Source organism: Faecalicatena contorta, assembly GCF_003149105.1.
Classification (GTDB): domain Bacteria; phylum Bacillota; class Clostridia; order Lachnospirales; family Lachnospiraceae; genus Muricomes; species Muricomes contortus_C.
The window spans coordinates 413,962-437,966 of sequence record NZ_QGDS01000002.1 but is presented as its reverse complement, the minus strand read 5'-3'; the positions used below and the strand labels follow the sequence as shown (position 1 = coordinate 437,966).

General features: G+C 42.1%; 17 protein-coding genes. 3 read left to right on the top strand and 14 right to left on the bottom strand.

Annotated features, from left to right (window positions below; all coding sequences use genetic code 11):
• Positions 1-53: 53 nt before the first annotated feature.
• The 6 genes from A8805_RS05365 to A8805_RS05340 all read right to left on the bottom strand — a co-directional run bounded on the left by A8805_RS05365 (position 54) and on the right by A8805_RS05340 (position 9,499).
• Positions 54-2,981 (bottom strand): insulinase family protein, encoded by a 2,928-nt coding sequence (locus A8805_RS05365; protein WP_109709167.1) that lies wholly within the window; start codon positions 2,979-2,981, stop codon positions 54-56.
• Between the two features lie 222 nt (positions 2,982-3,203).
• Positions 3,204-4,667: a xylulokinase gene (gene xylB / locus A8805_RS05360; RefSeq protein WP_109709166.1), complete on the bottom strand. Its 1,464-nt coding sequence runs from the start codon at positions 4,665-4,667 to the stop codon at positions 3,204-3,206.
• 1 nt (position 4,668) lies between these two features.
• Positions 4,669-5,718: an NAD(P)-dependent alcohol dehydrogenase gene (locus tag A8805_RS05355; protein ID WP_109709165.1), complete on the bottom strand. Its 1,050-nt coding sequence runs from the start codon at positions 5,716-5,718 to the stop codon at positions 4,669-4,671.
• A gap of 129 nt (positions 5,719-5,847) precedes the next feature.
• Complete coding sequence (locus tag A8805_RS05350) at positions 5,848-6,933, bottom strand: sugar ABC transporter substrate-binding protein (RefSeq protein WP_109709164.1); 1,086 nt, start codon at positions 6,931-6,933, stop codon at positions 5,848-5,850.
• 71 nt (positions 6,934-7,004) lie between these two features.
• Positions 7,005-7,982, bottom strand: a complete 978-nt coding sequence (locus A8805_RS05345) for an ABC transporter permease (RefSeq protein ID WP_109709163.1) — start codon at positions 7,980-7,982, stop codon at positions 7,005-7,007.
• A 14-nt stretch (positions 7,983-7,996) separates the two neighbouring features.
• Complete coding sequence (locus A8805_RS05340; RefSeq protein ID WP_109709162.1) at positions 7,997-9,499, bottom strand: sugar ABC transporter ATP-binding protein; 1,503 nt, start codon at positions 9,497-9,499, stop codon at positions 7,997-7,999.
• 279 nt (positions 9,500-9,778) lie between these two features.
• Between A8805_RS05340 and A8805_RS05335 the strand changes: the two genes are divergently transcribed.
• Positions 9,779-10,894: an ROK family transcriptional regulator gene (locus A8805_RS05335; RefSeq protein ID WP_109709161.1), complete on the top strand. Its 1,116-nt coding sequence runs from the start codon at positions 9,779-9,781 to the stop codon at positions 10,892-10,894.
• Positions 10,895-10,941: 47 nt separating this feature from the next.
• On the opposite strand, the gene glpK is transcribed toward A8805_RS05335, so the two are convergent.
• A complete protein-coding gene (gene glpK, locus A8805_RS05330) occupies positions 10,942-12,441 on the bottom strand; it encodes a glycerol kinase GlpK (RefSeq protein WP_109709160.1) in 1,500 nt (499 codons plus the stop codon).
• 154 nt (positions 12,442-12,595) lie between these two features.
• Complete coding sequence (locus A8805_RS05325) at positions 12,596-12,943, bottom strand: hypothetical protein (RefSeq protein ID WP_146199427.1); 348 nt, start codon at positions 12,941-12,943, stop codon at positions 12,596-12,598.
• Positions 12,944-12,991: 48 nt separating this feature from the next.
• Here A8805_RS05325 and A8805_RS22925 point away from each other — a divergent pair, with 48 nt between their 5' ends.
• Positions 12,992-13,258: a helix-turn-helix transcriptional regulator gene (locus A8805_RS22925; RefSeq protein ID WP_334294041.1), complete on the top strand. Its 267-nt coding sequence runs from the start codon at positions 12,992-12,994 to the stop codon at positions 13,256-13,258.
• A gap of 217 nt (positions 13,259-13,475) precedes the next feature.
• Entirely contained in the window at positions 13,476-14,363 is an 888-nt protein-coding gene (locus A8805_RS05315; RefSeq protein ID WP_181392742.1) for a CorA family divalent cation transporter, read from the top strand.
• 112 nt (positions 14,364-14,475) lie between these two features.
• Here the strand turns inward: A8805_RS05315 and nifJ are convergent, their stop codons facing one another.
• The 6 genes from nifJ to rpe form a co-directional block, all read right to left on the bottom strand.
• A complete protein-coding gene (gene nifJ / locus A8805_RS05310; protein WP_109709157.1) occupies positions 14,476-18,018 on the bottom strand; it encodes a pyruvate:ferredoxin (flavodoxin) oxidoreductase in 3,543 nt (1,180 codons plus the stop codon).
• Between the two features lie 186 nt (positions 18,019-18,204).
• Positions 18,205-20,295 (bottom strand): sodium-translocating pyrophosphatase, encoded by a 2,091-nt coding sequence (locus A8805_RS05305; RefSeq protein ID WP_109709156.1) that lies wholly within the window; start codon positions 20,293-20,295, stop codon positions 18,205-18,207.
• 74 nt (positions 20,296-20,369) lie between these two features.
• The gene (gene lgt / locus A8805_RS05300; protein ID WP_109709155.1) at positions 20,370-21,317 is read right to left on the bottom strand and encodes a prolipoprotein diacylglyceryl transferase; all 948 of its coding nucleotides are present in this window, start codon (positions 21,315-21,317) and stop codon (positions 20,370-20,372) included.
• Positions 21,318-21,331: 14 nt separating this feature from the next.
• Positions 21,332-22,429 (bottom strand): redox-regulated ATPase YchF, encoded by a 1,098-nt coding sequence (gene ychF / locus A8805_RS05295; protein ID WP_109709154.1) that lies wholly within the window; start codon positions 22,427-22,429, stop codon positions 21,332-21,334.
• A 266-nt stretch (positions 22,430-22,695) separates the two neighbouring features.
• Positions 22,696-23,349 carry a thiamine diphosphokinase gene (locus A8805_RS05290; RefSeq protein ID WP_109709153.1) on the bottom strand — a complete coding sequence of 218 codons (654 nt, stop codon included), beginning with the start codon at positions 23,347-23,349 and terminating at the stop codon, positions 22,696-22,698.
• Positions 23,342-24,004, bottom strand: a complete 663-nt coding sequence (gene rpe, locus A8805_RS05285) for a ribulose-phosphate 3-epimerase (protein WP_109709271.1) — start codon at positions 24,002-24,004, stop codon at positions 23,342-23,344. Before rpe ends, A8805_RS05290 begins: the two co-directional genes overlap by 8 nt.
• Between the last annotated feature and the right edge of the window lies 1 nt (position 24,005).

Genomic DNA, 24,005 nt, shown 5'->3' with positions numbered 1-24,005 from the left:
TATTGCTTACCTCAATTTAGGACGTAACAACTAAAAGTTACGTCCTAAATAAATTAAAACAATATCTTCACTTCTCCAAACATGTCTTTCTGTTCTTCTATCTTTTCTTCACTTCCTATTACACAAAGCTGATCTGCCTTCAGGACTGCGGATACTACATCGGCCAGTGCACGGATATCTTCCTGCTGCGCCTTTAATATTTCCAGACGCTCCTTCCGAATCATATCTTCCGAAACATGATTCATATAGAGGTTCATGGAACGGTCACCTTTAGAGGAAGGGGTCATCGGCCTGTCAATATTGCTGAAGGTTCCGATGATATACTTTGTCATATCTCTTTCATCAACCGTGAAATCCTTAAGATAATCCACAATTCCTTCGTAGGTTTCCATTGTTTTCTTTAAATTAGGGTCCCGGTAGGATATGAAATATCCCTCTCCTACCCGGTTAAAACTGCTCATACAGCCATATGCGCCGCCTTTTACCCGAACGTTCTGCCACAAGTAATCATAGCTCAAAATAACCTTCAATATCTGTAATGCTCCGCTGTATGGCACACCCCTGTCAATAAAGTTTCCGACTCTTGCAACATACTGGACCTTGGAAGATGTTTTCAATCCTTCATTTCGTTTCTTACAGTGTATAATACAGGGTGTTTCGACTACTCTTTCTCCCTCATGCAGGTTTGCTTTTATCTTTTTAATTTCTTCACATGCAGGCTCAAGCCCCTTCTCCTCAGAAGTGTAGCTGACCATCATGTTATCTGCACGGAAGATGCTGGCTGCAATATCCTTCAAATTGGATATCAGTTCTTCTTTCTTTTCTTCAAAATTCTCTTCTATTTCTTTTACTACCTGATAATAACCAATTCCATCTGTATCATCTTTGAACTTAGCCAGCGGTGAATCATAGGACAGTGCACGCAGGGCTGCCGTGGTGTGCCCGGATGACTGGAAGCTCATTTGAAGTCTGGACTTCAGCATGGATAAGATCTCTTTCAGACGTTTCTCGTCCTCCAGCTTTGTTTCCATCAGAACTTCCCGCATCATGGAAAAAAGTACGTCCATTTTAGAATACAGAGCTTTTCCTTTAATTTCAAATGTGGCACGGAAATCTTTGTCCCTGACCTTTGTTACATCCGCATACAACTCCAGAGAAGTACCAATTCCTCCTGTATGAATATTAATCTCATTGAATAATTCTCCATACTCATAATTCGTTGTGTCAATCAGACCCATCACTGCCTGCAGGAGCCCTGCATATGCAAGCTTTTCCTCCGGAATACCTGACAGGTCAAACATCAATGTAGCATACCCGATACCATTCGTATCTATATTGTGGTATACCATTTTTATACCGTCTATTTCTTTTTCCTCATTATATATTGGCTCAATTTCCTTTGAAATATCTTCCCGGCTGAGAACAGGTATTTTCTCCAAATCCTCTTTTGATGATTCTGACTCCTGATATTCACGCAGTGCTTCCATATCTTTTACTATTTTGTTGATTTCCGATTCACTCAGACTATCTTTATATTTCTGCAGTGCTTCTTCCAGTTCTCTGTCCAAACGTGCAGTCCGGCCTTTCTCAGGCTTGACGATAACGATGGAAGCATGAGTATTGTCCAGGAGATACGTCTGGATCAATGACTCAAAATACCCTGTTTCAATCTGCGTTTTCAAAAATTCAAGTGTAGGAATTGCCTCCATGTGAAGAAATGGCTTTTCCTCATCGTACAGCCAACTGTCAAACATCTGCAGCCCATACATAAGCCCTTTGGGATAGTTTCCAAAATCCGCTTCCCTAAACCGGAATTCGTGGTAGTTAATACCAGCCTCCAGGGCTTTTTTATTTATCCCGTTATCCACAATATTTTGCAGTGTGTCTTTTATCACCCCAAGGAAGTTTTCCTTTTGTTCCAGGTTGGCATTCTTCGCAACTACGGAGAAAATAGGCTGATAAATCCCGTTATCATAAGAACCCATAATATCCTTGCCAATCCCTGCATCCACAAGGGCTTTCTTCAGTGGTGCCCCAGGTGCCGACAGAAGAGCATAATCCAGTATCTGGAATGCAAGATACAACTTCTCATCAAGACTTGTCCCGATTACCTTATTGTAAGAAAGATAAGTATTATCCAGTTCTGTTTCCTCGCTTGAAATAGAATATGTCATTTCAATTTCTTTCACCTTATCAAAAGGCTTCTGAAACTGAATCTCCGAATCCACTTCAATCTTATCAAATTTACTCAGGTAGTTTTCATCCAGCCAATTTAGTTTTTCCTTCATATTCATGCTTCCATAGAGATAAATATAGCTATTGGAAGGATGATAATACTTTCTATGAAAATCTAAAAACTGCTCATATGTCAATTCAGGAATAAAATCCGGGTCTCCTCCCGACTCATTTGCATAAGAAGTATCCGGGAACAAAGAGTTCAGAATCATACGATCCAGCACACCCTCCGGAGATGAGAATGCCCCCTTCATCTCATTGTAAACAACCCCATTATATTCCAGACTGTCATCCGGTGATTCCAGTTTATAACTCCAGCCTTCCTGACGGAAGATTTCTTCATACTGATATATATTGGGATAAAACACAGCATCCATATATACATGCATTAAGTTCTGGAAATCGATATCATTACAGCTTGCCACCGGATATACCGTTTTATCAGGATAAGTCATTGCATTTAAAAAAGTATTCAGGGAACCCTTTACCAATTCTACAAATGGGTCTTTAACCGGAAAGTCCTTTGAACCACATAACACAGAATGTTCCATAATATGAGGCACCCCGGTACTGTCAGATGGAGGAGTACGGAAACCAATTGAAAATACTTTATTGTTATCATCATTCTCCATCAGCAGAACCCGCGCACCGCTCTTTTTATGTCTCAAAAGATAACCTTTCGATTTTAAATCAGATAAATCCGCTTCCTGCATCATTTCATATGCATCCAAACCCAAAATCGTCATATTGCACCTCTTCTCTTTTTTCGATTTTATTATTATATCACATCTTACCGGACATTAGTAGTACAATAAACATGAACGCCAAGCCTGTGAGAAACTCGTGAAAGACTCACCGGGTGCGAGCATTATACCACCTTCACAAACATAAGAAAAGGGGCAGCTTTTTTTGCTGCCCAAAATATTATCCCTTGTAATTTACTTTTATCATTCCATCCTGTTATGATTTTATTCCTTAAATAATTTTTTCACTGCCGGATAGAATTCCTTGAACTTCTGGTATTTCTGCTCATATTTTTTCACAAGCCCGGCATCAGGTTTTACCGTATCAACAACCCTGACCAGCTGCTTCACAGCATCTTCCACATCTGCAAATGCTTCACATCCGACTGCTGCCAGGATTGCTCCGCCATATCCCGGCCCTTCTTCTGTTTCTATTATATCCACTTCCATATTCATAATATTTGCCGTCATTTCTTTCCAAAGTGAACTTTTCGCACCTCCACCACAGATTTTAGTACGTGCAATAGAAATTCCCAGTTTTCTTGCAACTTCCAAAGAATCCCGCAGCCCAAATATAACGCCTTCCATAACCGCCTGAGTCATGTCCTCCCGGGTTGTATCCATGCTCATACCCACAAACATAGCCCTTGCATCCGGGTCATTATGAGGTGAGCGCTCTCCCATAAGGTAAGGCAGAAAGAATACATTATTTTCTCCTAGTTTCCGTATATTGTCCTGCTCCTTTTGATATTCCTTCGTCTTTAAAATCTCATCCATCCACCATTTATTGCAGGATGCTGCACTTAACATACACCCCATCAAATGATAATATCCATCTGCATGATCAAAGGAATGAAGTGCATTATTCTCATCTACACCGAAGCTTTTGCTGGAAATAAAAATGGTTCCGCTTGTTCCAAGAGAAATGTTGCACTGGCCTTCCCCCACCGTTCCTGTACCAACTGCAGCTGCGGCATTATCCCCGGCACCTGCAACAATTTTTACATTTTGGGGTATTCCAAGTACTTCTGCCATTTCTCCTTTTATCGTTCCCACAACCTCATAACTCTCGAACAAATCCGGCAGCTGTTCTCTCTTAACACCACAAATATCCAGCATTTCGCTTGACCAGCATTTGTTCTTTACATCCAGAAGCAGCATCCCCGACGCATCTGAATAGTCCGTACAGAAAGTTCCGGAAAGTTTATACGTAATATAATCCTTTGGCAGCATAATCTTTGCTGTTTTTTCAAAATTCTCCGGTTCATTTTCTTTCATCCACAATATTTTAGGGGCGGTGAAACCGGCAAATGCAATATTAGCTGTGTATACTGATAATTTCTTTTTACCAATCACTTCATTTAAATATTCCGTTTGTTTCCCGGTACGTCCATCATTCCACAGGATAGCCGGACGTACGACCTGATCCTTCGAATCCAAAGTTACCAGACCATGCATCTGTCCGCCTACTCCAATCCCGGCTATTTCAGACGCATCTACAGCTTCAGCCAGTTCCTTCAAGCCCTGGATTGTCTGCTCATACCAGTCCTCCGGATTCTGTTCCGACCAGCCCGGATATGGAAAATACAATGGGTATTCTTTTGTTACCACCTTTTGTATGATACCGTTCTCATCCATAGCCAGCAGTTTTACAGCAGAAGTTCCTAAATCAATTCCTATATATATCATTCTATTTCACCTTAATAACCGCTTTCACAAGGTCTGTCTTGTTATTCACAGCTTCCTCATAAGCCTCCTGAATGTGCTCCAGCTCAAATTCATGGGTTACAATACTCTTAATATCAATAGCCCCCCCTGCCACTGCTGCAATTGCTTTCGGGAAAATATTCTTATAGCGGAATACGGACTTAATAGTTGCCTCTTTATCCATAATCTGGGCAAAGTTATACGAAATTTCTTCCTGTGAGGAAATTCCCACCAGCGTAATTGTTCCTCCGCGTCTTACAAAAAATGGTGTCTGTGCAATTGTAACCGCAGAACCAGCGGTTTCAAATACTACATCAAAGCCCCTTGTTCCCGCCAGTTCCTTTACCTTCTCAAAAACATCTTCTTTTCCACTGTTGATTACAGCTGTAGCACCTAACTCCAATGCCTTCTCCAAACGGGCATCCACTAAATCGGCTACAACAATTTGTGAGGCGCCCCGTGCCTTGCATGCCAGAAGCGTCACAAGCCCGATGCATCCTGCCCCCAGTATTATAACTGTATCCCCTGAGCTTACGGCCCCCTGCTCCGCAGCATAAAATCCAACCGATAGAGGTTCAATCAATGCTCCTTCCTTTGTCGAAACATTATCTGGAAGTTTAAAACACATATCCTCCGGAAATACAATAAATTCCTCATTACATCCCTGTACCGGAGGTGTCGCAAGAAAAACCACATCCGGGCAGAGGTTATAATGCCCTGATTTGCAGGCTTCACATTTTCCACAGGTAATTCCTGGTTCTAATGCCACCTTGTCACCAACTTTTAAATGCTCCACTTCTTCTCCAATTTCAACCACTGTACCTGCACATTCATGCCCCAGCATAAAGTCTTCTGACAAATCCACTTTGTAGGCTCCGCAATTACCATTATGGAAGTAGTGAACGTCAGAACCACAGATACCGACATACTCGAGGGAAACCAGCACCTGCTTCTTCCCTGCTTCCGGAACTGGAATTTCTTTTACAATCATGTTGTCCGTCCCCCGCATAAATGCGCCCTTTTGCATTTTCATTTTAAAAATCCCCTTTCCTGCTCTTGTTTTCTTTGCAAATCAGACATCTGCAATCCGCTGCTCTATTTGCCAAAAGGCGCACGGCATGGTTCGCATGCCACCATACATCCGTGCGCCTCGTAGTCTTGTTTAATTATTCACTGAACCATCCTCGGTAATTTCGCCATTCTCAATATACATCTGGATATATTCCTGAACATTATCTTTATTAATCTCAGGAGCATCTACAAAGTCTCTGATTTCTGTCACTTTCATCTCACCTTTTACTACCTTGTCTGCATACTCCATGTTCTTCTTTGCCAGATCCGCTGCTGACTGCAGGGCAGTGGATGTAAGCAGTCCTTCTTCTATGAGCAGGCATCCCTGTGCAGTACCGTCTACACCATATGCAAGGAAGTTCGGTGTGCCATCTTCTCCTACGTAATCCTTATCCTCCCGGATAGCCTCAATTGCACCTGCTGCCATATTATCATTCATGGAAATAATCGCATCAATGTGTGTACCTGACTGTACCCAGGATTCCATAAGCTTCAGAGCTTCATCACTGTTCCAGTTTGCATAGTCTTCATAGAGAATCTCAACGTCTGGTCTTTTATCAAAGAAATATTCCGTCCACGCTATTCTTCTATTATCTGCATGATAGTTTCCTGATGGTCCGTTCAGAACAACAACTTTTGCATTCTGGGGGACTTCTTTTACAGCTCTGTCCGCACCTACCTTTGCCTGTTCCATTGGATCCGCATCTACTGTGCCGGTTCCTTCCATCACAGAGTCATCATCGCTGCCATCCAAATCGCTTTGATGGGTCGTTGGGTTTGTTGTAATGACCGGTATGCCTGCATCAACCAACTGCTTCACATAGGGAGCCTGAGCTGCATTATTATTAGATTGGACGATAACAAGGTCATACTTCTTTGTTATACAGTCCTCCAACAATCCATTCTCTTTATTGTCATCTCCTTCTCCGCTGACAGTGGTCAACTCAATGTTGTCATACTTTTCGGCCTCTTTTTTCATTTCTGAGGTGAGCCATGCCGCAAATGTGTCTGCACTCGCACGTGCTACAAAGCAGACTCTTTTTTTATCTGAACTTGCCTCTGAAGAACTACTGGAAGAACTGTCAGATGTTCCCTCCTTTCCACCTCCACCACAGGCTGCCAGTGTTACCACCATAGCTGCTGACAACAATAACGCACAAATTTTCTTTGCTTTCATAAAACACTTCCTCCTTGAAATTTTTATTTACTTATCCATCTGCTGGTTACACAGATGGAATGTGTAACATATTATTTAGAAGCCGCTGCTTCCTTTACAATAATTACTTTACGGGATTTCCTGGACTTACTCACTACATCAAATGCAACCGCAAGAACAATAATCGCCCCTTTAATAATCTGCTGGATATAAGAATTCACGCCCAGCAAGTTCATAACATTTTCCAAAAATCCAATGATAAATGCACCAGCTATAGTACCACTCACTGTACCTATTCCACCTGTAAAAGAAGTTCCGCCGACGATAGCCGCAGTAAGCCCTGTCATTTCATATCCAACCGCTCCATTTGGAAGTCCTGCATTATTACGTGCCATAAAAATCATTCCAGCCAAACCTACCATGATTCCATTCAGAATATAAGATATGTAAATACTTCTCTTCGCATTGATACCGCTTGCTTCTGCGGCCGGGCGATTGCCGCCTATAGCATACAGGCTCCGCCCATACCTTGTATTGTTCACCAGGTACCATACGACAACAGTAATGCCTATTACAATAATCACAGGTATGGGAATCGGTCCAATCATGCCCTGCCCAATTTTTACAAATTTCCCTAACTGCAGGATATTCTGTCCGCCCGTGAAATACAGTGCCAGCCCTCTGGCCGCCTGCTGCATACCAAGGGTAGCAATGAAGGCTGGTACGTTGAAATGTCCTACAAAGACAGCATTAATGATATTACAGACAATCCCTGTAAGCAGTGCAGCTATCAGTGCAAGCTCCATAGATCCCGTTGATTTAAACACGGAAACAGAAAAGACTCCTGCAAGCGCCAACACAGACCCCACCGACAAATCCAGAAAGCCACTGATGATTAACAACATTTCACCATAAGCTATCAAAATTCCCACGCACAACTGTCTGGCTACATTAATTAAGTTGCTATATTGCAGAAAATATGGACTAATGAGACTACAGATAATAAATAAGACAACTAATACAATAAAAATACTAAACTTTTGCAAATACTGCGATGTTTTCAATTTCATCTTTACGTTCCTCCCTATGGCTCCCTGTTCACTAATCCAGCTGCATGTTTCATAATAGTTTCCTGTGAAAACGCATCTCTTGATATACAGCCGCTGATTCTTCCCTGACACATAACATAGATTCTGTCACACATGCCGATTAATTCCGGTAGTTCCGAGGAAACCATGATGACCGCTTTATTTTCTTTAACAATATCTGTAATCAGTCTGTAAATTTCAAATTTGGCACCAACATCAATACCACGCGTCGGCTCATCCAGAATCATAATATCCGGATTACAAAGCATCCATCTGGATAGCAGAACTTTCTGCTGATTTCCTCCCGATAATGCTGAGATAGGCGTATCCAGGGTGGGCGTCTTTACACTCATTTTATCAAAGCTTGTCTTTACCTCTGAGCGTTCCTTAGCCCTGTGTGCGAACCCACCATAAATGAACTTCTTCAGATTTCCAAGACTGGCATTTTCCATGACACTTCTTACCGGAATAATTCCGTCATCCCGCCTGCTTTCAGAGAGCATAACCAACTTATTCCTGATGCTGTCCCCAGGACTTTTAATCTGTGTTTCTTTTCCGTCAATCTTGATAACGCCTGAATCATGGGGATCTAACCCAAAAATTGCACGCATGGTTTCCGTTCTGCCTGCCCCCACAAGACCTGCAAATCCTACAATTTCTCCTCTTCTGGCATAGAAACTGATATCCTCAAATAAATCTTCCCGGGTGAAATGTTCTACTTCCAGTGCTTTTTCTCCAACCTTCACTTTTTCTTTTGGATATACATTGTCAAGCTTTCTGCCCACCATCCGGGCAATAACAGTGTCCAGGTCAAGATTTTCCGCTTTATCTGTAGATACTACCGCTCCGTCCCTCAGGATCGTAATCTCATCGGCAATTCTGAAGACCTCTTCCATTTTGTGGGATATGTAAACTATGGACACTCCTTGAGCCTTTAACATTTCTATTTTAGCAAAAAGCTGTTCCACCTCTTTATGCGTGATGGACGAAGTAGGTTCATCCATAATAATAACCTGTGCATTATTTGTAACAGCCTTGATGATTTCCAACATCTGAATGTCAGATACCGTCAATGTTTTCAATTTCTGGTCAGGAGTATATGGAAGCCCCTCCTCCTCCAAGAATCTCTGCGCCTCTCTTCTTACCCTTTTCCAGTCCACCTTTCCAGCTTTATTTACCGGAAGGCGGCCTAAAAAGAGATTCTCTTCTACGGACAGTTCAGGAACATAGTTCAACTCTTGTGCTATCATGGAAATGCCCAATTCCCTGGCCTGAATCGGATTTTTAATCTCTACCGGTTTCTCGTCCAAAAAAATCTGGCCTTTATCCTGCTGATACAATCCCATAATAATTTTCATAAGGGTAGATTTTCCAGCTCCATTTTCCCCACAAAGTGCATGTACAGTTCCTTTTCGCACCGCAAAATCAATACCACTTAATGCTTTCACACCAGGGAAAGATTTTTCAACCCCGCTGACGCGCATTTTGATATTGTCCATCTCTTCACCCACTCTCTTTCAGAACTTTTTCTTTGTTTTCTAAAGTATAATCTTATGCATTTCTTTTGTCAATATTTTTATTTAAGTTTGTGATTAATATATTATATTACACCTTTCATTTTGTACAATATTCACTAATTTTTTATTTAAATACATTATTTGATATATTTTTAACGATTAGTAATATAAAATTCTTTTCTTATCTTTTGATTCCTTGACCTACTTTTAAAAATAAGTTATCATAAGTAATAAAATATATTATATGTAAGGGGGCATTATATGGAAGACAATTTTTCTAATTCAAAAAGCCTTGGTGATATTTATAGAATCATATATCAGAATAAAGAATGTTCCAGACAAGAGATTGCGAAACTACTAGATATCAGTCTGCCTACTGTGACCCAGAATCTGAATAAGCTGCGTGACCTGGGTTTTATTTACAATGCTGGCTCCTTTGAGTCCACAGGAGGAAGGAAGCCTACTATTCTGCGCTGTGTTCCCAGTGCCAGATTCGCTATGGGAATAGACATTACACAAAATCATCTCTCCATCGTACTGATTGACCTGGATTTGAATATCATCGCCAGCGACAGGATACGTGTAACTTATGAGGAGACAGAAGACTATTTCAATATAATCAAGTCCGTAGTGGAAGACGTTATACATGATAATATTCCAGACCGCTCGAAGCTTTTGGGCGTAGGGATTTCCATGCCCATCCTGATTGGTCCGGACCAAAAATCCATTACTTATGCTACTGTTATACACGTGTCCCCCAATATTTACGAGAAGCTTTCCCAATATATTGACGCACCTATCCTACTATTCAACGACGCTAATTCCGCAGGCCTTGCAGAAAGCTGGAGAGCGCACTACACAGAACCTATGGTCTATCTTTCCTTAAGCAGCAGTGTGGGAGGTGCAAATATGAACAATCAAAATATTTATACCGGGGTAAACTGGCGGGGATGTGAATTCGGACATATGACAATCATTCCGCACGGAAAACGATGTTATTGCGGACAATACGGCTGCCTGGATGCCTATTGTTCTTCCAACGTACTATCGGACTTTGCCGGCGGTGACCTGAAGAAATTTTTTACAGAATTGGAGTTAGGACGGAACAGGGGGCTAATGAACGTATTTCATGATTATATGGACCACCTTGCCGTTGCTGTAAATAACCTGAGAATGTGTTATGATTGTAATGTTGTACTGGGGGGATATGTAGGAGCATATATGTCAGAATATATTGATATTTTCCGAAAAAAAGCCATCTCTCTGAATCCATTTGAGCAGGATGGTTCTTTTATCCGTGTCTGCCATTACCGTACCGAGGCTTCTGCGGTAGGCGCTGCAGTTTACTATATTAATGAATTTTTACAAACTTTCTAAGAACACGGGATATACATTAAGAAGAATCAGGGAGGAGGGATTAATTGCTAATCCTCCTCTCTCGCCCATTCATAAGAATATCTTACAGCCCTATTCCACCCTTTGATCATCTTGGCCCTTACTGCCATATCAATCTCCGGCTCGAATATTCTGTCTACGGCCCAGTTTTTTATAACCTCTTCTTTATTTTCCCAATATCCCACAGCAATTCCTGCCAGATATGCCGCTCCCATAGCTGTTGTCTCTACACATTGGGGGCGTTTCACCGGAACATTGCTTAAATCCGCCTGGGTCTGCATCAGGAAGTTATTAGCACTTGCACCGCCGTCCACCTTTAATACAGAAATCTCTTTCCCCGAATCTGCCCTCATGGCATCCAGTACATCGTTCACCTGGTAGGCCAGAGATTCCAGGGTTGCACGTATGATATGGTATTTATTTACCCCACGGGTCAGACCAAGTATAGTTCCTCTTGCATATTGGTCCCAATGGGGTGCGCCGAGCCCCGTAAAAGCAGGAACTACATAACATCCATTCGTATCTTTTACTTTTTGCGCCATGTATTCCGATACCTGAGAAGAATCAATCAGCTTCAGCTCATCCCTGAGCCACTGGATAGCAGCACCTGCCACAAAAACAGAGCCTTCCAGCGCATAGTTCACCTTTCCGTCTATTCCCCACGCAATAGTGGTTACAAGCCCGTTTTCAGAAAACACTGGTTTCTCCCCTGTATTCATCAAAAGAAAACACCCTGTTCCATATGTGTTCTTCGCTTCTCCCTCTTGAAAACAGGTTTGTCCAAACAAGGCTGCCTGCTGGTCACCCGCTGCTCCCGCAATGGGAATCGGCGCACCAAAAAACCTTACGTCCGCTTCCCCGTAAATATAGCTGGATGGCTTTGCCTCAGGCAGCATACAAGCAGGGATATTCAGTTCCTGTAAGATTTCCTCATCCCATTCAAGTGTATTGATATTGAACATCATCGTCCTGGAGGCATTCGAATAATCCGTCACATGGACAGCACCTTTGGTCAGCTTCCAAATCAGCCAGGTCTCTATCGTTCCAAACAAAAGCTCTCCGCGCTGGGCACATTCTCTGGCCCCTGCAACATGGTCCAGTATCCACTTTACTTTTGTTCCGGAAAAGTACGCATCAAGAACCAGTCCTGTTTTTTGACGGAATTTATCTGTCAGCCCTTTTGACTTTAAATCATCGCAATATCCGGATGTGCGCCTGCACTGCCACACGATTGCACGGTAAACAGGCCTGCCGGAATTCTTATCCCATACAACAGCCGTCTCCCTCTGGTTTGTAATCCCAATAGCTGCAATATCCACAGCTGTGGCATTGACGTTTGCCATCGCCTGCCATGCAACCTCCAGCTGGCTGGACCAGATTTCCTCCGCATCATGTTCCACCCAGCCCGGTTTCGGAAAATACTGAGTGAACTCTTTCTGTGCCATGCTGCACATCTCACCTTTTTCATTAAAAAGAATACACCTGCTGCTGGTCGTCCCGCAATCCAGTGCCATTACATATTTTGCCATATAAAATTCCTCCTAAGTATTTAGGTATTTATCCCAGCGGACTTAAAAATATCTTATTGAACATTAGCAGTTCAATAAGCATGTCCTCTTGAATGTTAGTAATTCAAGAAGTATACCTTATCAGGTGCGAACATTATACCACATTTTACGGAACTTATCCCAATTTTTCTTTCAAATACAGCCTTAGATTCGGATTCTGGACTTGCTTCACAAATTCATCTGACCATCTTGTATACCGATTTGCTATCTCTTCCATCAGGAACCTGTCATGTATTTTATTCTCTGATTTCTCCGCCAGCTCAGCCGATTGTAAACAGAACGTTTCAGATAACTCTATTTCGAAATAATTCAGTTCCAAAGAGTTGACAATATAATTGATCCTCTCAAAATCCTCACATGACATTTTTTTAATACCCAGTATTTTTTCAGCATCTTCTGCGGGACATATAGACAAGTAGAATATCTTTTCTATCTCCCTAATCTTATTTCGCAAATAATACATATACGTATCCCCATTTCTCTGTACTATTATAGCCGCATTCCCGGCAATGTGCAATTGGATTATCTTTTCTATAATAAATTTAATGGGCTGAAAGGAGTGATTGTTATCATAAGTTATGCTCCACTGTGGAGAACCTTGAAAAGTATGGGTATCACACAGTACAAATTGATCAATGAGTACCACGTTTCTACCGGAACTTTAGATTCCCTGAGGAAAAATAAGAGCGTCACTTTGAACACACTTCAAGATATTTGCAAAATTTTGAAATGTGACATCTCTGATGTTGTGGAATTCACAGACATAAAAGACGAATAATAAAACTTTGCAAGCTTCTTAAAGTCATTTTAACAAAACTTGATAAGCGTGTCTAGCAAGTCAAAACAGACTTTTAGATGTGAACAGCGTATTTGAACTGATTTGGTAAAATGTCAGGCACCACACCAGCTCAAATACGCTGTTTTTTAGACAAAATAAATAGAAAAGGACTTTTTTATATATGGTAACATATTTTTTAAACGGCGGGCTAACCCCTATGTCAAAGTCAGATACGTTTCCAGAAGATTCCGGAACAATTACAATCCTCTCCTCCTCAGAATATGAGGAATATTTTCAGGAAACAAGTCACTACCGGGTGCTAAAGGCAAGTCTCTCCCACATCCACTACTGCAAAGCGGACATTATGGGCAGCTTCATAACCGGCACATTCTCTATCCCGTTCAGGGAAACCCAGCCGGAAGGGGGTTCCTCTTTTGCATTTTGTATGACGGATTCAGAATTAATTTTTATTGATAACCAGGGCTTTACCGCTTCTGTTCTAAAGCAGATGGAAGAATATCCTTTCCCAGATACACGGTCAGTTATCCACTTTTTTCTTGCTTTCCTGGAATATCTGATTAAGGATGAAGCCCTTTTTCTTCAGCATTTCGAAGAAACCTTAACAGAGCTGGAAGAGAAAATTTTGCTAAAAAATGACTCTTCTTTCAACCGCAAAATTTTGCAGATACGCAAAAAACTGGCCTCCCTGAGTTCTTACTATGAGCAGCTTCAGGATATGGGTGAGTCCTTACAACAGAATCCTTTTATTAAAAGAGATGAAGCCGACAAACCCTTGTTTGGGCTGTTTGCAGACAGGGCAGGACGGCTTTATTCCAATGTGCATATGCTCAAGGAATATTCCATGCAGCTAAGGGAGATGCATCAGACCCAGATAGATATCCATCAAAACCAGATTATGAAATTTCTAACTATCGTTACTACAATCTTCATGCCGCTGACCTTGATCACCGGATGGTATGGCATGAACTTTTCCCATATGCCGGAGTTAAAATCTCCCTATGGTTATATTATCATTTGTGTTCTCAGCCTTCTAATTATATTGGTTGAAATCTGGCTGTTTAAAATCAAAAACTGGTTTGACTAGGGCGATGCAGCCGCGCTGCCGAAAGAATCCTTTAGAGTCAAAAGCGGTATCCCTTGTACAAGGGATACCGCTTTTGTTAAGTCTTTTCCTTCTCAAAAGAAACTACTATTTTTTATTCTTCTCCGTAAAGAGTAACTAACTTCTTAAGATGAGCATATTTCTCCATTGCTTCCATCTCATTCCGCGTGAACAGTCTTTCAGCCTTTTCCGGATTTGCTCTCTTAAGAGCATTGTAACGAACTTCTCCGTTAAGGAAATCCTGATATTTATCTGCATTAGGTTCTTTACTGTCAAGGAAGAACTTGTTGCCTTCTGCATCTGGGTTGAAGCGGAAGTTGTTCCAATATCCACATTCCACTGCTAATTCTTCTTCTGTCTGAGCTTTGCTCATACCCAGCTTAATACCATGATTGATACATGGAGCGTAAGCAATAATTACAGATGGTCCCGGATAAGCCTCTGCCTCTGTAATTGCTTTTACAGTCTGGTTATAATCAGCACCCATAGCAATCTGTGCAACATATACATAACCATAGCTCATAGCAATTGCTGCAAGATCTTTCTTTCTTGTTTCTTTTCCGCCTGCAGCAAACTGTGCTGTAGCACCAGTCTTGGTAGCCTTAGAAGATTGTCCTCCTGTATTGGAGTAAACTTCTGTATCGAATACCATAATATTGATGTCTTCTCCACTTGCAATTACATGGTCAAGACCACCAAATCCAATGTCATAAGCCCATCCGTCACCACCGAATATCCACTGTGATTTTTTCGCAAGGAAGTCTTTTCCTTTCAGTACTTCTGCTTTATCTGCAGAGTCACAATCACATGCTTCCAGTGCTGCTACCAGCTTATCTACAGCTGTTCCGTTTAAAGCTCCTGATGTGAATGTGTTCATATATTCCAGTGCAGCAGTCTTCACATCTGCATTTTCTGAATTCTCAGCAAGCTTCTCAACATGACCTTTCAGTCTGTCTCTTATGGTGTTCTGAGCAAGCAGCATGCCATATCCGAACTCTGCGTTATCTTCAAACAGTGAATTAGACCATGCAGGTCCTTTTCCCTGTGCAGTTACTGTATAAGGTGTGGACGGTGAGGAGTTACCCCAGATGGAGGAGCATCCTGTAGCGTTAGCAATATACATTCTGTCACCGTACAACTGTGTGATTAATCTTGCATAAGGAGTCTCGCCGCATCCTGCACATGCTCCTGAGAATTCAAGCAATGGCTGTTTGAACTGGCTTCCTTTTACAGTAGTGATTTTAAATTTAGAAACAACTTCTGGTTTTTCAGGCAGCTGTCTTGCATAATCAAAGTATTTCTGGATACCCACATTTGCTTCCATGTTCTCCAGAACAAGAGCTTTTTCACCCTTCTTTCCAGGACATACATTTGCGCAAGAACCACATCCTGTACAATCATATGCGGAAACTACGATAGAAAACTTCAGGTCAGGCATACCGATCATATTAATTGCGCTCATTCCTTCCGGCATCTGAGCAACTTCTTCTTCTGTCAGAGCAACAGGACGGATAACAGCATGAGGACACACGTATGCACAGCGGTTACACTGGATACAGTTCTCTTCTTTCCATATCGGAATATCTACTGCAATACCACGTTTCTCATATGCAGAAGAACCTGATGGTGTGGAACCATCCACATATTCAGTAAATGCAGATACAGGAAGCGTATCACCCTGCTGAGCGTTTACTTTTGCCTGAATATTCTTAACGAAATCTACAACATCTTTCTTTCCGTTTTCATCAACGTGAGGTGTTGCCAAACCTTCATCATCAGCATTTTTCCAGCTATCCGGAACAACGATTTCTACAACCTGCTTAGCTCCTGCATCGATTGCATCGTAGTTCATCTGTACAATCTTGTCACCTTTTCTTCCGTAGGTAGCCTTTGCAGCAGATTTCATAAGAGCAATTGCTTCCTCTTCCGGAATGATGGATGCAAGTTTGAAGAATGCAGACTGAAGAACTGTGTTGATACGTCCGCCAAGTCCGATTTCTTTACCAATCTTGATACCGTCGATTGTGTAGAATTTAATTCCATGGTTAGCAATGAAAGCTTTTACCTGTCCCGGTAAATGTTTCTCAAGACCTTCCATATCCCATGAGCAGTTCAAAAGGAATGTTCCTCCGTCAACCAGCTCCTGAACCATGTTATATTTGTCAACATAAGATGGATTGTGGCATGCTACAAAGTTAGCCTGCTTAATCAGGTATGTGGATTTGATTGGCTCTTTTCCAAAACGTAAGTGAGACAATGTGATACCGCCTGACTTCTTTGAGTCATAGTCAAAATAAGCCTGTGCATACATATCCGTATTGTCACCGATAATCTTAATAGAGTTCTTGTTAGCACCAACAGTACCGTCTGCTCCAAGACCCCAGAACTTACAGTTGATTGTTCCTTCCGGAGTTGTAACAAGAGGTGCACCAGCATCCAGTGACAGATTTGTTACATCATCTACGATACCGATTGTGAATCTTTCTTTTTCTGTGTTATTAAATACAGCTACAATCTGAGCTGGTGTTGTATCTTTGGAGCCTAAACCATAACGTCCTGAGAATACAGGTACAGCGTCAAATTTTGTTCCTTTTAATGAAGCAACAACATCCAGGTATAACGGCTCGCCGAATGCTCCCGGCTCTTTTGTTCTGTCAAGTACATTGATTGTCTTTACTGTGTCAGGAATTGCATTGATAAGAGCTTCCGCACAGAATGGTCTGTAAAGACGTACTTTCACAACACCTACTTTTTCACCTGCTGCAAGCAGATAGTCAATTGTCTCTTCAATTGTCTCGCAAGCAGAACCCATAGCAATGATAACACGCTCTGCGTCCGGTGCTCCGTAGTAGTTAAATAATTTATAATCTGTACCAATCTTTTCATTCACCTTGTCCATGTAATCCTGAACAATTCCCGGAAGAGCATCATAATATGGATTACAAGCTTCTCTTGCCTGGAAGAAAATATCCGGATTCTGAGCAGAACCTCTGTGGCATGGAGTGTTTGGATTGAGTGCATGTGCGCGGAATGCATCAATCGCATCCATGTTCACTAAATCTTTCAAATCCGCATAATCCCATGTTTCAATTTTCTGAATCTCATGAGAAGTTCTGAATCCATCAAAGAAGTTAATAAATGGAATTTTACCTTCCAATGCCGCACAATGTGCAACCGGTGCTAAGTCCATAACTTCCTGTACACTAGACTCGCAGAGCATAGCTGCACCTGTCTGACGGCAAGCATAAACGTCAGAGTGATCACCAAAAATTGACAGTGCATGACTTGCAAGTGCACGTGCAGATACGTGGAATACGCCTGGCAGTTGTTCTCCTGCTACTTTATATAAATTAGGAATCATCAGAAGCAGTCCCTGAGATGCCGAAAATGTTGTTGTTAAAGCCCCTGCTGCCAGAGAACCATGTACAGCCCCTGCTGCTCCCGCCTCAGACTGCATTTCTGTTACTTTAACAGTTTGTCCAAAAATATTCTCCCTGCCCTCTGTTGCCCATTCATCAACATGTTCCGGCATAACAGATGACGGGGTAATCGGGTAAATTGCAGCAACTTCAGTATACGCATAGGAAACGTGAGCCGCAGCCTGGTTACCATCCATGGTCTTCATTTTTCTTGCCATTTCTTGTTCCTCCTTAATATTACATTGTACAGTTAATTTTTCACATGTTTCTTTATTATATCCCCAAAAAATACAAAAGTCTATAGAATGCATGGCTTTTCTTGTTTATTTTGGGGTACAAAACCCAGGTACGCCCCGGCAGGCTTGCTGCGGGGCGTACAGGTATGTAATAATCGTTTTTTATTGTCAGAATATGTGGAACTTTACAACCAAAGCTGCAAATACTATGGAAACCATAGACAACAACTTTATTAAAATGTTAATGGATGGTCCGGATGTATCTTTAAAGGGATCTCCTACTGTATCTCCCACAACAGCAGCCTTATGTGCCTCGCTGCCTTTTCCGCCATGATTTCCACTTTCAATGTATTTCTTAGAATTATCCCATGCTCCGCCTGCATTAGCCATAAAAATAGCCATTACGAATCCTGAGGCTGTTGCACCGCCCAACAGGCCAATTACACCATTATAACCAAGAATCAGCCCTGTTATAATTGGTGTAACAATCGCAAGAGCTGTGGGCAGAATCATTTCCCGCAGGCTAGCCTTTGTACAAATATCAACACAGGTTTTATAGTCCGGTTCTGCTTTTCCTTCCATAAGCCCCTTGATTTCACGGAACTGCCGTCTAACCTCCACAACGATACTCTGCGCTGCCTTTCCTACAGAGGACATTGTTAATGCTGCAAATACAAAGGGCAGACATGTGCCGATGAAAATCCCTATGAGAACGGTGGGATTCATAATACTCATATCCAGCTCCACCGAAGCACCTCCCACCTGCTGTACCTTTTCCACATAGGAAGCAATCAGTGCCAGAGCTGTCAGTGCTGCTGAGCCAATGGCAAAGCCTTTTCCAGTAGCGGCAGTCGTATTTCCCAGCGAATCCAAAGCATCCGTGCGTTTGCGCACTTCCGGGTCGAGCCCCGCCATCTCTGCAATTCCACCCGCATTATCCGCGATCGGTCCATATGCATCTGTTGCCAGGGTAATGCCAAGTGTTGACAACATACCTACAGCAGCAAGAGCAATGCCATAAAGTCCCCTTGTGGAATCAATAAATCCTCCTGAAAATTGATAAGCAGCCATAACACATATGGCTATGATGATAACCGGTACTGCTGTGGACAGCATTCCCAGACTCAGACCGCCTATAATAAGTGTACCGGAACCTGTAAGAGACTGCTTTGCTAAATGCTGTGTCGGTTTGTATGTATCAGATGTGAAATATTCCGTAAAGAATCCAATCAATACCCCTGCCAAAAGTCCTGACAAAATGGCAAGGTAAATTCCAATAAACTCTTTCCCTAAAACACTCACCACCAAAGGAAGCGACACTATAGCAATCAGAACTGCACTGGTATTCGTTCCTCTCCGCAAAGCCTTCAGTAATGTACTCTGATTAGTGCTTTCCCCTGTCCTTACGAGCATAGAACCTAAAATAGATGCCAGCACACCTACAGCAGCCAGAACCATCGGTATCACAACCGCATTCACCCGGTCAACAGATTCAATTTTATTGAATGCAATGACGCCAAGTGCACATGCTGAAACAATAGCACCCACATAAGATTCATACAAATCTGCTCCCATTCCTGCCACATCACCTACATTATCTCCTACATTATCAGCGATAACTGCGGGATTTCTCGGGTCATCCTCGGGAATACCAGCTTCTACTTTTCCAACCAGGTCTGCTCCTACATCTGCGGCTTTTGTATAAATGCCTCCGCCTACCCGGGCAAACAGAGCCATCGAAGACGCACCCATACCAAAGGTCAGCATTGCGCTGGTGATATCTTCGACAGGAAGCTTAAATACCACGCTCAAAAGCAAGTACCAGATAGAAATGTCCAGAAGCCCTAAACCTACGACTGTAAACCCCATAACGGAGCCTGCGGAAAACGCTACCTTCAGACCATTATTCAAGCCGGTCTGGCAAGCTGCCGCAGTTCTTGCATTTGCCTTTGTAGCAATCTGCATTCCTACAAATCCCGACAGGCCGGAAAAGAATCCGCCGGTAATGAATGCGAATGGTACAAACCAGGTCAGAAACCCTGTTGCTGCCATAAGAAGCAATACAACAAACATTCCTACAAAAAAGGGAATCAAAACATGATACTGGCGTTTCAAATAGGCCATAGCACCCACATGAATAGAATCTGAAATTTTTCCCATAAGCTCATTTCCTACAGGAAAACTCACCACTTTTCTGGCCCTGGTAAAAGCAAAAATGAGTGCTATCACCGAACCAAACAACGTTAACATTGCCAACATACTACTTATAATAATCACCCTCCTTAATATTATATTGCTAAAGCGGATAACACCTTCACCCGCTCTATGCGCACTTACTTAAAAAGCCGGTCTTTCGCTTTCGGACGTTTCTTCCCGGACAACTTCTCCGGCATCGGCTCATATTTCTTATCTGATTTTATGAAAGGTGCCTTTTTATGATTCTTTCTGAGAAAGACCAGCATTCCCCCGGCAACAACCACAATTATTCCAGCCAGCAGCTGGGAAACCGGGAATCCAAGCCCTGGAATCAGCAATTGGTCTGTCCTCAATCCTTCTATCCAAACTCTTCCCAATCCGTATCCGAACAGATAAATCAGGAATAATTCGCCTTCATATTTTTTGTGTTTTCTATAGAGAAACAGAAAAATAAGTAATATACAACACCACAGCGATTCATATAAAAATGTGGGATGTACCTGAATATAGTCTATTCCGTCCAGCACCTTTATATGTTCCTGCATTGTTTTTGTCATATCACCGGTCCTGACTACATCAAAAGGAATCTGCATTGCAAACAGGCTATCTGTATACCCGCCAAACGCTTCACGGTTGAAAAAGTTTCCCCACCGTCCCAGCATCTGCCCATTCAGAAGAGCCATAGCTACGGTATCAAATATCTGAGGAGCATTTAAACGCTTTGCCCGGGCGTATACAAGCACTGTAATTACCGCTCCAATCACGCCGCCATAAATCGCGAGCCCTCCTTCACGCAGGTTCAGAATATCCAGGAGATTATCTTTATACATGTCCCATGAAAAAGCAACATAATAAATTCTAGCCCCTGCGATTCCGCAAATGACCCCAATCATTCCCATATCCAGATAATTCTCCGGATTCTGCCTGGTTCTCTTTGCTTCTGCTGTGGCAATCAGAAATCCAATCAAAATTGCACATCCGATAATTATCCCATAATATGCAATTTCAAATCCAAATACGGTGACAGATTTTCCTACATGTTCCAAGTGGATTCCCAAATGAGGAAAGTTAATATTATCATGCATATTCTATGCTCCCTTTACACATTAAACCTAAATAAAATGATGTCTCCATCCTGTACTACATAATCTTTGCCTTCCAGTCTGACAAGTCCTTTCTCTTTTGCAGCGGCGTGTGTACCGCATGCCATCAAATCATCATAACTCACAATCTCCGCACGTATAAATCCACGTTCAAAATCTGAATGGATTTTTCCTGCTGCCTGAGGAGCCTTTGTTCCAATCTTGATTGTCCATGCCCGAACCTCCGGTTCGCCTGCTGTCAGATAACTGATTAGCCCTAAAAGATGGTAGCTTGCTTTAATAAGCTTTTCCAATCCAGACTCTTCTAAACCTAAATCCTCCAGAAACATTTTCTTTTCTTCATCATCCAGCTCCGCAATTTCCTGCTCAATCTGGGCACATACTACAAAAACCTCACAGCCTTCCTGTTTTGCATATTGGCGCACCGCCTGCACCTCTGTATTGGAACCGCCATCATCTCCCAAATCATCTTCTGTCACATTTGCCGCAAAGATAACCGGCTTTGCAGTCAGAAGATTATAATCTGCCAGCCATGCCTGCTCTTCCTCATCATCTGTGGTGAAGCTCTTCGCCATTTTATTTTCTTCCAGGTGAGCCTTGATGCGTTCTAAAAGCTCCAGTTCTTTTGCTGCACTTTTATCATTTCTCGCAACCTTTGTTGTCTTGGAAATTCTTCTCTCCAAAATTTCCAAATCCGAAAAAATTAACTCTAAATTAATTGTCTCAATATCACGCAGAGGATCAATATTGCCATCCACATGGACAATATTACTATCTTCGAAGCATCTGACCACATGCACAATTGCGTCAACCTCACGGATATTTGCTAAAAACTGATTTCCCAGACCTTCCCCCTTAGAGGCTCCCTTTACCAACCCTGCAATATCAACAAATTCAATTACAGCGGGAACAATTTTCTTTGTATGGTACATCTCACCCAAAACGTCCAGACGTTTATCGGGCACAGTCACAACCCCTACATTCGGATCGATGGTACAGAATGGGTAATTTGCAGACTCTGCTCCTGCCTTCGTCAGTGAGTTAAATAACGTACTTTTCCCAACATTGGGTAATCCTACAATTCCTAATTTCATTGTTCTCTATTCTCCTTGTATTTACTACACTTTTAAATTTCTTGTATTACTTCTATTCAACTTCTTAATAATCTTTAATATGGCACGATTATGAGTAAAACTTTTTTCCGCCAAGTACTTTTCATTATAAAACACTAAGCCTGTAAAAGCAATAAATCCAAGTAAAAAAGGTTGAGGGTAAAAACTCTCAACCTTTTTCCACTTATTTTCCGCCTTATATCCTTAATGTATACTTATTGAACTACTAATGTTCAATAAGATATATTCTAGTCTCTGGTTTCCATCAAAATAACCACACCGAAAGGAAAAGAAATTTCCACCTCATCTTCTTTAATCTGATTGCTGACGCACAGGCTGTCATACGCCGTTAGTACATGATGGTTCAAAGGATATTTTGCACCTTTGAGATTAAAATCTTTCACATCACCGCCTAAAGGAAAAACAGAAAAATACGGGCCGTAAGCCTCTTCCTTTTTCAGCACAAAACTGTTCTTCAAAAGGCGTATCTGATTATGTGTGTCCACAATCCTTGCATCTGCACCAGCATCCACGGCAAGCTTCAGGGCCTGGACATTCGCCCAGACATGATCCATTCTTGTACCAGTCCCCCCAAGAATCAATATATTTTGTCTGCGTAAATCCAAACACAAGCGCAGCGCTATTTCCGTATCAGACGCATCTTTTATGGGATTAAACTCTCTGACAGGAACTTTTGTCTCTTCTTTGTAATATGTGATGATTTCCTCAGGAACACTATCAAAGTCCCCAACGATATAATCGGGAAGGATGCTATGCTTATAAAGAAACTCAAGTCCCCGGTCCACCCCGACAATCAACTCTGTCTCTTCGTTTTTTAAAATGCTGACAGCGAATTCTTCTTCTAAAAGACCTCCGCTGACAATTACTGTGCGCTTACTCATTTTCTTTTAGAATCTCCATAAATCCCTTGACATTTTCTTCTATATTCCCATTAAATACCGCAGAGCCTGCCACAATTACATTTGCCCCGGCAGCCAGAACTTCCTTTACATTGGTGAGGTAAATTCCCCCGTCCACTTCAATATCAGCATCCAGCTTTCTTTCATCCAATAATGCCCTGAGGTTCTTAATTTTATCCAGAGATTCCGGAATAAATGCCTGACCTCCAAAACCTGGTTCTACGCTCATAATGAGGAACATCTCCGCCTGGTCCAAAACCGGAATCAAAGCCTCCACTGGTGTAGCAGGTTTTATGGATATCCCTGCTTTCATACCGCAGCCATGAATTTTATCCAGCACTGCCTGTATATCCTCACATGCTTCTAAATGCACAGTCACAATATCTGCTCCTGCCGCCTGAAATGCCTCTACATAACGGATTGGGTCTGTTACCATCAGATGAGCATCCATCACCTGCCCGCTCACGCCCTGTATGGACTTAAGTACAGGCATACCGAAAGAAATACTTGGTACAAACATTCCGTCCATTACATCAAAATGAAGATATTCCGCTCCGTTGTCTGCTGTTACACGAATCTGTTCACCTAAAACTTTAAAATCAGCCGATAATATGGATGGTGCCAATACATTTTTCATC